This is a genomic window from Streptosporangium oxazolinicum, assembly GCF_039537505.1.
Lineage (GTDB): Bacteria > Actinomycetota > Actinomycetes > Streptosporangiales > Streptosporangiaceae > Streptosporangium > Streptosporangium oxazolinicum.
Map to the genome: position 1 here is coordinate 50,985 of NZ_BAABAQ010000009.1, position 13,151 is coordinate 64,135.

Consider the following 13,151-nt stretch of genomic DNA (forward strand, 5'->3'; position numbering starts at 1 on the left):
CCAGGGGTGGCGGGGATCCGGACGGGTTCGGTCCCGGGGCGTGCCGTCCCACGCAGGCGAGGTCGCTTTCGCGCGCCTCGAGACGGACTCACCCCCGGGTGCGGAGTTAAGGAGGCGGTGCGGTGAATCCCGCGACCGCGCTCGCGACGGTGCTGGTCGACGAGCTCGCCCGCTGCGGTCTCACGGACGTGGTGCTCGCACCCGGGTCGCGCTCGGCGCCGCTCGCCCTCGCCGTGCACGCCGACAGCCGCATCCGGCTGCACGTGCGGGTGGACGAGCGCTCGGCCTCCTTCCTGGCGGTGGGCCTCGCCCGCCGCAGCGGCCGTCCGGTCGTCCTGGTCTGCACCTCCGGCACCGCGGCGGCCAACTTCCACCCGGCCGTCATCGAGGCGCACGAGTCGGGGGTGCCGCTGCTGGTGCTCACCGCCGACCGCCCGCCCGAGCTGCGTGACACCGGCGCCAGCCAGACCGTCGACCAGGTCAAGCTGTACGGCACGGCCGTGCGCTGGTTCAGCGAGGTCGGCGTGCCCGAGGACCGCCCCGGCCAGGTCGCCTACTGGCGGTCGACGGTCTGCCGCGCCTACCAGCGCGCGCTGGGCCCGTACGACCCGGGGCCGGTCCACCTCAACGTGGCCTTCCGCGAGCCGCTGGTCCCGGACGGCGACCCGTCCTGGTGCGAGTCCCTGGAGGGGGACGCCGCGGGCCCGTGGGTCCGCGCCAGGGTGGCCTCACCGCCGGTGGCGCTGCACCTGCCGCCGACCCGGCGGGGGGTGCTGGTCGTCGGCGACGGCGCGACCAACACGCGCAGATACGTGGCGGCGGCGGGCATGGCCGGGTGGCCGGTCCTGTCGGAGCCCAACGGCGGCGCCCGCTACGGCGACCACGCGATGTCGGCCTACCACTTCCTCCTCGGCACCCCGGAGTTCGCCGACCGGCACCGCCCCGACGTCGTGGTCACCCTGGGCCGCCCCGGCCTGTCCCGGCCGCTGCTCAACTGGCTGAGGCACGCGGGTGAGCACATCGTGGTCGCCGCCGACATGACCCGCTGGCCCGACCCGACCCGTTCGGCCACCCAGGTCGCCCAGGTGGTGGAGATCCCGGTCGCGGCGGGCGACGACGCGTGGTTGCACTCCTGGCGCCGCGCCGAGGCGGCGGCCAGGACCGCGATCGACGAGGTGCTGGACGAGGCGCCGGGGCTCAGCGAGCCGCGCCTGGCCCGCGACCTGGTGGAGGCGCTGCCCAACGGGTCGTTGCTGTTCTCCGGCTCCTCGATGCCGATCCGCGACCTCGACCAGGCGATGCGTCCCCGGCGGGGCCTGCGGATCCTGGCCAACCGGGGGGCGGCGGGGATCGACGGCGTGGTGTCGTCCGCGATGGGCGCCGCCCTCGCCCACAACGGCCCCTCCTACGCCCTGATGGGCGACCTGACCTTCCTGCACGACCAGAACGGGCTGCTGCTCGGCTCCCGCGAGCCCCGCCCCGACCTCTGCCTGGTCGTGGTGAACAACGACGGCGGCGGGATCTTCTCGCTGCTGCCCCAAGCCGCGCTGCGCGACCCCTTCGAGCGGGTCTTCGGCACCTCGCACGGGGTCGACCTGGGCTACGCGGCCGCCGCCACCGGCACGCCGTACACCTTCGTGGACGAGCCGGGCCAGCTGGTCAAGGCGCTGCGCGGCGACGGGCTGCGCATGGTCGAGGTGCGGACCGACCGGGAGTCCAACGCGGTGCTGCACTCCATGATGCGCGACGCGGCCCACGCCGCCGTCCGCGACGCCATGGCGTGACGCGCCCCCCCGGGCGCCCGCCGCGACGTGTGCCCCCGGGACCACGTCGCGTCTCGCCCCCGATGTGGCCCGTGCCGCCGTACGGCCGCCGCGACGGTGGGGTCACGTGACGTCGCGGCGGAGCGTCAGCAGGCGGGCGGCGAGCACGGCCACCACGACGTAACCGGCGAACAGCAGTCCACCGGCCCAGACGGGCAGCAGTTCCGCGTCCCGCAGGTGCATGCCGCCCAGGGCGCGGGCCGCCCCGGTCGGCAGCCAGCGGCCCAGCCCCGGCAGGAGCATGGTGAGCAGGTAGTCGGCGTACATGAACCAGACCAGCGCCACCGCCACCGCCGCGACCTGGTTGCGGATCAGGGCGCCGAGGCCCACCCCGAGCAGGCCGTACACGGCGACGCTGAACACCGAGCCGAGCAGGACCAGCGGCACCCGGGGGGTCCAGGCGGGATGACCGGCCAGGCCGAGCATGGCCAGGCCCGCCACCAGCGTGACCAGCGCCGACAGGACGCCGACGAGCAGCCCGGCGATCCCGTACGCGGCCAGTTTGGCCGTGATCACCCGGCTCCGCACCGGGGTGACCAGGAACTGCCAGGTGATCGTCTGGTGGCGGTACTCCCCGGCAACGCCGAGGACGCCGAGGACCAGGGCGAAGACGTAGGACTGCTGCGCCATGTTGTAGACGTTCTCGACCTGCGGCCCCGTCGCGCCGGCCGGCTCCGCCAGGGCGACCATCAGCCCCGCCCAGAGCACGCACAGCGGGGGCGCCAGACCGACGAGGATCCAGGTGACGCGGCTCGTGCGGAGCTTGAACAACTCGGCACGGATCAGGCGGTTCACCCGGTCACCCGCATGTAGAGCTCCTCAAGGTCGGTCTCCGGGGTGAGCGGGCCCTGCCAGGTGAGGCGCCCCGCCCCGACGATGATCACGTGGTCGGCGATCTGCTGGATCTCGGCGAGTACGTGGGTGGAGACCAGGATCGTGCGGCCCTCGTGGGTGCAGGCCCGCAGGAAGCCCCGCAGCCAGCGGATGCCCGCCGGGTCCAGGCCGTTGGCGGGCTCGTCGAGGATGAGGATCTCCGGGTCTCCCAGCAGGGCGGAGGCGAGGGCGAGCCGCTGGCGCATGCCCAGGGAGAATCCCCTCACCCTGCGGTCGGCCGCGTCGGTGAGGTCGACCTGCGCCAGGACGTACGCCACGCGTGCGGGATCGAGCCCCGCGGCGAGGCGGAGCGCCTCCAGGTGCGCGCGGGCGCTCAGCCCGGGGTTGAAGGCCGTCGCCTCCAGGACGGCGCCGACGGTGGTGACGGGCCGGTCCAGGTCGCGGTAGGGCGTGCCGCCGATCGTCGCGGTGCCCTCGCTGGGCGCGACCAGGCCGAGGATCATGCGCAGGGTGGTGGTCTTGCCCGCCCCGTTGGGGCCCAGGAAGGCGGTGAGCGTTCCCCGCTCCACCGTGAACGACAGGTCCTCGACGGCGCGTACCCCGCCGAACGACTTGCCGAGGTGGGTGACGCTGATTGCTGACATGACCTCGACGATGGCCCCGAGGCAGGCGGGAGCGCACGCTCCCGGGGGTGGACCCCGCGAGATCCACCCGGGAGGAGAGATCGGCGGCCGGGGGTGGAGACGATCTCCACCCCTGTGCCCATGGCCCGCCGCCGTGGGCGTGGATAGCTTGGCGTCGTGAAGTTCCTCCGCCGCCCGCCGGTACGCCGGTTTCTCACCGTCGTGCTGGTGGGCTATCTGCTCTCCGGCCCGGTGGCCGGCGCGGTCAAGACGGGCTGGCCCGGCCTGCTCGGGATGGTCCCGATCGGCGCCGTCACCGTCGGCTGCTGCCTGTGGGTGCTGCTGGGCCGGGCCCCGCGGCACGACGCCCCGCTGCTCGTGGTCACCCTGGCCGGGGGGCTCGCCCTGCACGGGATCAGCCCCTACAGCGGCATGGGGTTCCTGTACATCGTGATCTTCGTCGCGCCGTTCAAGACCCGCCTGTGGCCGGCGGTGGTCCTGGTCATGGCGGACATCGCCGCCACGACGGCCCTGTCCTTCCTGCTCGGGCTGCCGGGCGGGGAGGTGCTGGGCAACGCCTCCGGCCTCACCTACGTCGCCGTCTTCACCTTCCTGATACGGCACGTGAAGACGACCAGGGAGCACGCCTCGGCGCTCGCCGAGGCGCGGGCGGGCGAGGCCGTGCTGGCCGAGCGGGCACGGCTGGCCAGGGAGATCCACGACATCCTGGCGCACTCGCAGTCGGCGCAGATCGTCCACCTGGAGGGGGCGCGGCTGCTGCTCGAGCGGGGCGAGGATCCGGCGGCGGCCCTCGACCGGGTCAACCGCGCCGTACGGCTGGCGCGTGCCGGGCTGGAGGAGACCCGCCGGGCGCTCGACGCGCTGCGCGGGGAGGAGCTTCCGCTGGCCGAGCGGCTGGAGCGGCTGGCGGTGGAGTTCCGGTCGGTGACCGGCTCGTCCTGCGCGGTCTCGGTCGCGGGGAACCTCGACTCGCTGGAGGCGGGGGCGAGGCTGGCGGTGGCCAGGACCGCCCAGGAGGCGCTGACGAACGCGCGCAAGCACGCGCCGGGCGCCGCGGTGTCGGTGGCGCTGCGCCGCGTCGGCACCTGGTGCGAGCTGGAGGTGCGCGACACGGGCGGCCCGCCGGGACCGCCGACCTCGGGAGGGGGATACGGGCTGGTGGGGATGCGCGAGCGGGCCGAGCTGATCGGCGGTTCGCTCGCCGTGCGGCCGGGCGCGGAGGGTTTCGAGATTCTTCTGCGGGTCCCGGCGTGAGCCGCCCGCGGCGCGGCGCCGCTGCGGGGGTGGGCGCCGCGCCGCGGACGGTTCACGCCGGTGCCGTACGGTATCGCCCAACGGGGAAGCGGGTGGGAGCGCCACCGGCGTACCCGGGCGGGTTCGAGGGGGGCGGGGGGCCGGGGTGACCGTGCGGGTACTGGTGGTCGACGACCAGACGGTGGTGCGCGAGGGGCTGGTGCTGCTGCTGGGGCTGCTGCCCGGCATCGAGGTGGCGGGGGCGGCGGCCGACGGCCGGGAGGCGGTCGGGCTCGCCGGCTCCCTGCGGCCCGACGTGGTCCTGATGGACCTGCGGATGCCCCGGATGGACGGGGTGGAGGCGACCCGCAGGATCAGGGCGGCCCATCCGGAGATCCACGTGGTGGTCCTGACGACGTACTCCGACGACGAGTCGGTCTTCGCCGCGCTGGCCGCGGGGGCGCGGGGCTACCTGACCAAGGACGCCGACGCCGAGTCCCTGGCCTCGGCGATCGCCACCGTGGTCGAGGGCGAGGCCCAGTTCGACCCCGGTGTCCAGCGGCGGCTGGCCGAGGCGGTGACCGGGGGCCGCCGCGCGCCGGAGCCGCCCGACGGGCTCACCCGCCGCGAGAGCGAGGTGCTGCGGCTGATAGCGGCGGGCCGCTCCAACGCGGAGATCGCCGGGGAGCTGTTCATCTCCGAGGCGACGGTCAAGACGCACATCAACAACCTCTTCGCCAAGGCGGGACTGCGCGACCGGGCCCAGGCGGTGACGTACGCCTTCCGGCACGGCCTGGTCCCCGACTGACCGGGACGGCGGCATCGTGGCCGGACACCTCGGCCCGCTCGACCTCCGCTCCCCGGCTGACCGAGGCGGCGGGACGGGGTGGCGGGACGGGCGGCACCGGGGTGGCGGGGCACGGCGCGGCGACGACAGTGACGACAGTGACGTGGCGATAACTGACGGCGACGTGACGGCGACATGGCGGTGATGACTGTCAGGTCTGGGGATGTGGGGACGCCGTCACAGGGTGAGGGTGAATCGAGTACGGATTTCACCTCGCGGGTGCCCTCGAAGGGAAGTGCCATGCGACCTGATGTCAGTTTGACCGGCCACGAGACGGTGGCGGGTTTCGGCAACTACGCCGAGGCCCAGCGCGCCGTGGACCACCTGTCGGACCAGAAGTTCCCGGTCGAGCACACGATGATCGTCGGAGTCGGTCTCCGGCTCGTCGAACGGGTGCTCGGGCGGCTGACCTATCTTCGCGCCGCGGGGATGGGCGCGGCGACCGGAGCCTGGTTCGGACTGCTGATCGGCCTGTTCTTCGCGATCTTCACGCCCGGACGCTTCCCCTTCATCCTGGTCCTGTGGGGCCTGATCTGGGGTGCCATAGCCGGAGCGATCTTCGGGCTGGTCGGCCACGCGCTCACCGGGGGCAAGCGTGACTTCCTCTCGTCGAGTGCGATCGTCGCCGACCGCTACGAGGTGCTGGTCGCGGCCCCGCACGCCGCCGAGGCGCGCAGGCTGCTCAACGTGGGCACGTCCCAGCAGATGCACCAGCAGATCTGACCGGCGCTCCCCGGGACGGGGCCCGCACTGACGGCGGCGCGGGCGGCATCGCCCGCGCCGCCGTCCCGCATCCGCCACCGGGCCGCCCGCCCGGCCCGGATCCACCGGGCCTGATCCTTCCCGGGCCCGCTTCGGGACGCGGATCCAGCCGGGGTCTCGTGGGCGGGGCGGTGCCGTCCGGTGCCGCAGCGCATAGGAGCGCATAGGAGGGCAGCATGGCTAAGACAGTCGGAATCGACCTGGGCACCACCAACTCGGTGATCGCCACGATGGAGGGCGACAAGGCCACGGTGATCCCCAACTCCGAGGGCGCGAGGACGACGCCGTCGGTCGTGGCGTTCACCGAGAACGGCGAGCGCCTGGTCGGGCAACTGGCCCGCCGCCAGGCGATCCTGAACCCCAAGGGGACGATCTACTCGGCCAAGCGCTTCATCGGCCGTCGCCACGACGAGGTCTCCAGCGAGCTGAACGCCGTGTCGTTCGACGTCGTCCCGGGCCCCGACGGAGCCGTCCGCTTCAAGATCAACGAGAAGCCGTACGCGCCCGAGGAGATCGCCGCGGCGATCCTGCGCAAGCTCGTGGACGACGCCTCGAAGTTCCTGGGGGAGAAGGTCACCGAAGCGGTCATCACCGTGCCCGCGTACTTCAACGACTCCCAGCGCCAGGCGACCAAGGACGCCGGGAGGATCGCCGGTCTGGAGGTCCTGCGGATCATCAACGAGCCGACCGCGGCGGCCCTCGCCTACGGCCTCGACCGCGAGGAGAGCGAGACCGTGCTCGTCTTCGACCTGGGCGGCGGCACCTTCGACGTCAGCATCCTCGCCATCGGGGACGGTGTCGTGGAGGTACGGTCGACCGCGGGCGACACCCACCTGGGCGGCGACGACTTCGACCGGCGCGTCGTCGACTACCTCGCCGACGAGTTCCAGCGGGACAACGGCATCGACCTGCGCCAGGACCCGCAGGCCCTACAGCGGCTGTTCGAGGCCGCGGAGAAGGCCAAGGTCGAGCTGTCGTCGGTCACCCAGACGCAGATCAGCCTGCCCTTCATCACCGCGGACGCCTCGGGCCCCAAACACCTGAACACCACGCTCAGGCGCTCGACCTTCGAGGAGATCACCGCCGACCTGCTCGAACGGTGCAGGGGCCCCGTCCAGCAGGCGATGGCCGACGCCAAGCTCACCGCCGACGACATCGACGAGGTGATCCTGGTGGGCGGCTCGACCAGGATGCCCGCCGTGCAGAACCTGGTACGCCGTATGACGGGCGGCAAGGAACCGAACATGACGGTCAACCCGGACGAGGTCGTGGCCCTGGGCGCCGCGATCCAGGCCGCCGTCATCAAGGGCGAGCTGAAGGACGTCGTACTACTCGACGTGACTCCGCTCTCCCTCGGCATCGAGACGCTCGGCGGGGTGATGACGAAGGTCATCGAGCGGAACACCACCATCCCGGCCCGCCGTTCGGAGACGTTCAGCACCGCCGAGGACAACCAGAGCGCCGTGGACGTCGTCGTGCTGCAGGGGGAGCGCGAGCGCGCCGCCGACAACCGCTCCCTGGGCCGGTTCCGGCTGGAGAGCATCCGGCCCGCGCCGCGCGGCGTGCCGCAGGTCGACGTGACCTTCGACGTCGACGCCAACGGGATCCTGAACGTCTCGGCCAAGGACAAGGACACCGGAGCCGAGCAGCGCATCACGATCAGCGAGAGCTCGAACCTGGACAAGAGCGAGGTCGAGCGGATGGTCGCCGACTCCGAGCGGCACCGCGAGGAGGACCGGCGGACGCGGCAGGTCGTGGACGCGCGCAACGAGCTCGACTCCGCCGCCTACCAGGTGGAGCGCCGTCTGGCGGAGCTGGGCGGCTCGGTACCCGTCCACGAGAAGGCGCGGGCCGAGATGCTGGTGCACGACGCCCGCGACGCGATCAAGCAGGAGGCCCCGCTCGACCGGGTCCGCTCGCTCACCCCCGAGCTCCAGCAGGTCTACCAGAGCCTTGGCGCGGCGGGGTCCGGAGCCGCGGGGGCTGGGGGGTCCACAGGGTCCACGGGCGGTCCGGGGACCTCGGGGGCGTCCGGCTCCCCGGGCGGCCGGGACGACGACGTCATCGACGCGGAGTTCACGACCGATGAGTGAGGCATCCGGGCGCGACCGGCACGTCCCGCGCCCCGACCGGGATCCGCGCGGCGGGTACGGCCCGTCGGGTCGGGAGCGGCAGGACCGGGAGCCGTACGACCAGGGACCGCACGACCAGGGACCGTACGACCGGGGACCGCACGACCGGGGAGAGGACGCGGGCCGGGAGACGCGAGCCCGGAACCGGTCCCACGACCGGGCCGAGGAGCGAGCCGAGGACCGGGCCCGCGATCCGCGCGAACCTCGGGAGGCGGAGACCCGGCGCGGTGGCCAGGGGACGCGCGACCGGGGGCCCGAGGTCCCGGAAGGGGCCGAGCCCGCCCCGGAGGGCCTTCAGGACCGCGTCGTGGAGCTCCAGGCCCTGGTGACCGACCTCCAGGACCGCTGGCGGCGGGCCCTCGCCGACCTCGACAACCTGCGCAAGCGCGTCAGCAGGGACGCGGTGCGGACACAGGCCGAGGAGCGGGCCCGTGCCGCCGCGGAGTGGCTGCCCGTGCTGGACAACCTGGACCGCGCGCTGGAGCACGCGGAGACCGATCCGGCCTCCATCGCCGAGGGGATGCGGGCGATCCGAGGCCAGGCGCAGGAGGTGCTCTCCCGCCTCGGCTACGCGCGCCGCGACGACACCGGGACCGTGTTCGACCCGGCCAGGCACGAGGCGGTGGGCGTGCTCTCGCAGGAGGGCGTGCCCGACGGCACGATCGTGCGGGTCGTGCGGCCCGGCTACGGGGACGGCGAACAGCAGCTGCGGCCCGCGCTGGTCGTGGTGGCCAAGGGGGAGTGATGCCCCCCGACCGGGACTTCTACGAGATCCTCGGCGTGCGGCGGGGCGCGAGCCAGGAGGACATCCAGCGCGCCTACCGCAAGCTGGCGCGGGCCAACCACCCCGACGTCAACAAGGACCCGTCCGCCGAGGACCGCTTCAAGGAGGTCTCCGAGGCCTACAGCGTGCTGTCCGACCCCGAGACCCGGCGCCGCTACGACGCGTTCGGGCCGGAGTTCCGCCAGGTGCCCGAGGACGTGGACCCCGAGACGTGGGCGCGCGCCAGGAGCCGGGGGGCGGGCGCGGGACGGGCCGGTCCCCGTGGCGGAGGCGAGGGCTTCGACGGCTTCGGCGGCTTCGAGGAGGGAGTCGATCTCGGCGACCTCTTCGAAGGGCTGTTCTCCGGCAGAAGGGGCCGGTCCGGCGCGAACTGGGGGCCGATCCCCGGCGCCGACCAGGAGGCCGAGATCGTCCTGACCCTTGAGGAGGCCTACCGGGGCGGGCGCCGCTCCATCACCGTCGGTTCGCGCGGGCTGCGGGTCGACATCCCGCCGGGCGTCACCGACGGGCAGCGCGTCAGGCTGGCCGGACAGGGCGGCCGGGGTGGCGACGGCGCCCCGGCGGGCGACCTCTACCTGATCGTCAGGATCGCCCCGCACCCCCGCTACCGGGTCGAGGGGCGCGACATCCACGTCCTGCTCCCGGTCACCCCGTGGGAGGCGGCGCTCGGCGCCACCGTCGCGGTCGACACCCCCGGAGGAGAGGCCAAGGTGAAGGTGCCACCGGGAACGTCCAGCGGCAGGCGGCTGCGGCTGCGCGGCCGGGGGATGCCCAGCCGCCGCGACAGGCCGGGTGACCTGTACGCCGAGGTGCGGATCATGGTCCCGGAGCGGCTGACGGAGGAGGAGCGGCGGCTGTTCGAGCAGCTCGCCGCGGCCTCCGCGTTCGACCCGAGGAGGCGGTGATGACCCACCCGTTCCCTGAGCGCAGGCCACCCCGCCCGGGGCCCCCGGACGAGGGCGCGGCCTCCCGGCCGCGCGAGGCCCGGCGGGAGGCTCCGCAGGAGGCACGGCGGGAGGCGGGGAGGACCTACCAGCTGGCCAGGCCCGCGCGCCTGGATCTGGAGACGTTCGCCAGGGTGACCGGCGCCCACCCCGACCTGGTGCGGCGCCTCGTCGCGCTGGGCGTGCTCGACGCCTGGACCGACGCCGCCGGGCACCTGTGGTTCCCGCCCTCCCAGCTGCTCACCATGGCGCGTGCCCGGCGGCTGCGGGCCGGATTCTCGATCAACTACGCGGCGCTCGGCCTCGTCATGGACCTGCTGGACCGCATCGCCGACCTGGAGGCCGCCCAGCGCGGTCGTACCCGACCCACCGGAGGCCCGCCGTGGACATGAACCAGCTGACACAGAAGTCACAGGAGGCGTTGCACGACGCGCAGACCAAGGCCCTGCGCTTCGGGCACACCGAGGTGGACGGCGAGCACCTGCTGCTGGCGCTGCTCGACCAGCCCGAGGGGCTGATCCCCCGCCTGCTCTCGTACGCGAACGTCGACACCGACCGGCTCGGGACCGAGCTGGAGGCCGAGCTGAACCGCCGCCCCCGGGTGAGCGGCCCCGGCGCCTCGCCCGGCCAGGTCTACGTGACGCAGCGGCTCTCCCGCCTGCTGGACACGGCCAAGCGGGAGGCCGACCGGCTCAGGGACGAGTACGTGTCGGTGGAGCATCTGCTCGTCGCCCTGCTGGACGAGGGCAGTTCGGCCTCCTCCGGGCGGTTGCTGCACGAACAGGGGCTGACCAGGGACGGCTTCCTCAAGGCGCTCACCGCGATCCGCGGCAACCAGCGGGTGACGTCCGCGATGCCCGAGGTGGCGTACGAGGCGCTGGAGAAGTACGGGCGCGACCTGGTGGCCGACGCCGTGTCGGGCAAACTCGACCCGGTCGTCGGGCGCGACGCCGAGATCCGCCGCGTCATCCAGATCCTGTCCCGCAAGACGAAGAACAACCCCGTCCTGGTCGGCGACCCCGGCGTGGGCAAGACCGCCATCGTGGAGGGGCTCGCCCTGCGGATCAGCCACGGGGACGTGCCGGAGGGGCTCAAGGGCAAGACGGTCTTCAGCCTCGACATGGGCTCGCTGGTGGCCGGGGCCAAGTACCGGGGCGAGTTCGAGGAGCGGCTCAAGGCGGTGCTCAACGAGATCAAGGCCGCCGAGGGGCGGATCCTGCTCTTCGTCGACGAGATGCACACCGTGGTGGGCGCGGGAGCCGCCGAGGGCGCGATGGACGCGGGCAACATGCTCAAGCCCATGCTGGCCCGCGGCGAGCTGCACATGATCGGGGCGACGACCCTGGTCGAGTACCGCAAGCACGTCGAGAAGGACGCCGCCCTGGAGCGCCGGTTCCAGCCGGTGATGGTCGACGAGCCCTCGGTCGAGGACGCGGTGTCCATCCTGCGCGGCCTGCGCGAGCGCCTGGAGATCTTCCACGGGGTGAAGATCCAGGACAGCGCGCTGGTGGCGGCCGTCGTGCTGAGCCACCGCTACATCTCCGACCGCTTCCTGCCGGACAAGGCCATCGACCTGGTGGACGAGGCGTGCGCGATGCTGCGTACGGAGATCGATTCGATGCCCGCCGAGCTCGACGAGCTCACCCGCAGGGTGATGCGCCTGGAGATCGAGGAGGCCGCGCTCGCCAAGGAGGAGGACTCCGCGAGCGGGACCCGGCTGGAGGAGCTGCGCAGGGAGCTCGCCGACCTGCGTGCCCAGGCCGACGCCATGCGGGCGCAGTGGGAGGCCGAGCGGCACGCCCTGCGCGCCGTCCAGGCCCTGCGCGCGGAGATCGAGCAGGTACGCGCGGACGCCGAGCGGGCCGAGCGTGACTACGACCTCAACCGCGCCGCGGAGCTGCGGCACGGCAGGCTGCCCGACCTGCTGCGACGGCTGGAGGCCGAGGAGGAGCGATTGTGCTCCAAGCAGGGGGCGTCGCGCCTGCTGCGCGAGGTCGTCACCGACGAGGAGATCTCGATGATCGTCTCGCGGTGGACGGGCATCCCGGTGAGCCGTCTGCGCGAGGGCGAGCGCGAGAAGCTCCTGCGGCTCGACCAGATCCTGCACGAGCGGGTGATCGGCCAGGACGAGGCGGTGCGGCTGGTGGCCGACGCCGTCATCCGGGCCCGCTCCGGCATCAAGGACCCGCGCCGCCCGATCGGGTCGTTCGTCTTCCTGGGGCCGACGGGCGTCGGCAAGACGGAGCTGGCCAAGGCGCTCGCGGAGGCGCTCTTCGACACCGAGGACAACATGATCCGCATCGACATGAGCGAGTACCAGGAACGGCACACGGTCAGCCGCCTCGTCGGCGCGCCCCCCGGCTACGTCGGGTACGAGGAGGGCGGCCAGCTGACCGAGGCCGTGCGGCGCAAGCCGTACTCCGTGGTGCTCTTCGACGAGGTGGAGAAGGCGCACGCCGACGTGTTCAACACGCTGCTGCAGGTGCTCGACGACGGGCGGCTCACCGACGCGCAGGGCAGGACCGTCGACTTCCGCAACACCGTCCTGATCATGACCTCCAACCTCGGCTCCATGTACCTCCTGGAGGGCGTCACGTCGACAGGGGAGATCAAGCCCGACGCGAGGCAGCAGATCATGGCCGAGCTGCGGTCCCACTTCCGCCCCGAGTTCCTCAACCGCGTCGACGACATTGTGATCTTCAAGCCGCTCACCCCCGAGGAGATCGAGCGCATCGTCGGCCTGATGTTCGTCGAGCTGCGGGACCGCCTCGATCAGCGGGGCATCCGGCTGGAGGTCACCGAGGCGGCGCTCGGGTACATCGCCGAGCGGGGGTACGACCCCGTGTACGGCGCCCGCCCGCTGCGCCGGTTCATCGCCAGGGAGGTCGAGACGCGCATCGGCCGCGCGCTCCTGTCGGGAGAGGCGGACGAGGGGGCGGTGGTCCGGGTGGATCTCGCCGACGACGAGCTCGTCGTTACTTACGGCTGAGCTGTCATGTACGGCTGAGCCGTCACCTTCGGCTGGGCTGTCACGTACGGCGGCTGAGCCGTCACCTTCGGCCCGGCGCTCGATCGGGTCGCCGAGGAGCTCGCCGGGGTGAGGCTCCCCCGGGTGGGGGGGCGGCTAAGAGCGCCGTCTCCAGGTCAC

General features: G+C 73.2%; 11 protein-coding genes. 9 read left to right on the top strand and 2 right to left on the bottom strand.

The window, feature by feature from the left end; genetic code table 11:
* Positions 1-122: 122 nt before the first annotated feature.
* Entirely contained in the window at positions 123-1,784 is a 1,662-nt protein-coding gene (gene menD, locus ABD817_RS23290; RefSeq protein ID WP_344920208.1) for a 2-succinyl-5-enolpyruvyl-6-hydroxy-3-cyclohexene-1-carboxylic-acid synthase, read from the top strand.
* A 102-nt stretch (positions 1,785-1,886) separates the two neighbouring features.
* Here the strand turns inward: menD and ABD817_RS23295 are convergent, their stop codons facing one another.
* Together ABD817_RS23295 and ABD817_RS23300 are read right to left on the bottom strand one after the other, a co-directional pair.
* Positions 1,887-2,618 carry an ABC transporter permease gene (locus ABD817_RS23295; RefSeq protein WP_344920210.1) on the bottom strand — a complete coding sequence of 244 codons (732 nt, stop codon included), beginning with the start codon at positions 2,616-2,618 and terminating at the stop codon, positions 1,887-1,889.
* Positions 2,615-3,301, bottom strand: coding sequence for an ABC transporter ATP-binding protein (locus tag ABD817_RS23300; RefSeq protein WP_344920211.1), 687 nt, complete (start codon positions 3,299-3,301; stop codon positions 2,615-2,617). Before ABD817_RS23300 ends, ABD817_RS23295 begins: the two co-directional genes overlap by 4 nt.
* 156 nt (positions 3,302-3,457) lie before the next feature.
* On the opposite strand from ABD817_RS23300, the gene ABD817_RS23305 reads away from it, so the two are divergent.
* From ABD817_RS23305 to clpB, 8 genes are all read left to right on the top strand, one after another.
* Positions 3,458-4,555: a sensor histidine kinase gene (locus ABD817_RS23305; protein WP_344920212.1), complete on the top strand. Its 1,098-nt coding sequence runs from the start codon at positions 3,458-3,460 to the stop codon at positions 4,553-4,555.
* Positions 4,556-4,700: 145 nt separating this feature from the next.
* Entirely contained in the window at positions 4,701-5,342 is a 642-nt protein-coding gene (locus ABD817_RS23310) for a response regulator (RefSeq protein WP_344920213.1), read from the top strand.
* A 279-nt stretch (positions 5,343-5,621) separates the two neighbouring features.
* Complete coding sequence (locus ABD817_RS23315) at positions 5,622-6,104, top strand: YflT domain-containing protein (RefSeq protein ID WP_344920214.1); 483 nt, start codon at positions 5,622-5,624, stop codon at positions 6,102-6,104.
* Positions 6,105-6,319: 215 nt separating this feature from the next.
* Positions 6,320-8,236 (top strand): molecular chaperone DnaK, encoded by a 1,917-nt coding sequence (dnaK, locus tag ABD817_RS23320; protein WP_344920216.1) that lies wholly within the window; start codon positions 6,320-6,322, stop codon positions 8,234-8,236.
* A complete protein-coding gene (locus tag ABD817_RS23325; RefSeq protein ID WP_344920217.1) occupies positions 8,229-9,020 on the top strand; it encodes a nucleotide exchange factor GrpE in 792 nt (263 codons plus the stop codon). Before dnaK ends, ABD817_RS23325 begins: the two co-directional genes overlap by 8 nt.
* On the top strand, positions 9,020-9,964 hold the full coding sequence (locus ABD817_RS23330; RefSeq protein ID WP_344920218.1) for a DnaJ C-terminal domain-containing protein: 945 nt from the start codon (positions 9,020-9,022) through the stop codon (positions 9,962-9,964). Before ABD817_RS23325 ends, ABD817_RS23330 begins: the two co-directional genes overlap by 1 nt.
* Positions 9,964-10,395 (top strand): chaperone modulator CbpM, encoded by a 432-nt coding sequence (locus ABD817_RS23335; protein WP_344920219.1) that lies wholly within the window; start codon positions 9,964-9,966, stop codon positions 10,393-10,395. Before ABD817_RS23330 ends, ABD817_RS23335 begins: the two co-directional genes overlap by 1 nt.
* A complete protein-coding gene (gene clpB, locus ABD817_RS23340; RefSeq protein WP_344920220.1) occupies positions 10,392-12,992 on the top strand; it encodes an ATP-dependent chaperone ClpB in 2,601 nt (866 codons plus the stop codon). The genes ABD817_RS23335 and clpB overlap by 4 nt, the downstream gene beginning before the upstream one ends.
* The last annotated feature ends 159 nt before the right edge of the window (positions 12,993-13,151 follow it).

Excerpts from the sequence above, each read along its gene's own strand:
- ABD817_RS23330 (WP_344920218.1), top strand. The coding sequence starts at position 9,020 with ATGCCCCCCGACCGGGACTTCTACGAGATCCTCGGCGTGCGGCGGGGC.
- ABD817_RS23325 (WP_344920217.1), top strand. The coding sequence starts at position 8,229 with ATGAGTGAGGCATCCGGGCGCGACCGGCACGTCCCGCGCCCCGACCGG.
- ABD817_RS23335 (WP_344920219.1), top strand. The coding sequence starts at position 9,964 with ATGACCCACCCGTTCCCTGAGCGCAGGCCACCCCGCCCGGGGCCCCCG.
- ABD817_RS23315 (WP_344920214.1), top strand. The coding sequence starts at position 5,622 with ATGCGACCTGATGTCAGTTTGACCGGCCACGAGACGGTGGCGGGTTTC.
- dnaK (WP_344920216.1), top strand. The coding sequence starts at position 6,320 with ATGGCTAAGACAGTCGGAATCGACCTGGGCACCACCAACTCGGTGATC.
- ABD817_RS23300 (WP_344920211.1), bottom strand. The coding sequence starts at position 3,301 with ATGTCAGCAATCAGCGTCACCCACCTCGGCAAGTCGTTCGGCGGGGTA.
- clpB (WP_344920220.1), top strand. The coding sequence starts at position 10,392 with ATGAACCAGCTGACACAGAAGTCACAGGAGGCGTTGCACGACGCGCAG.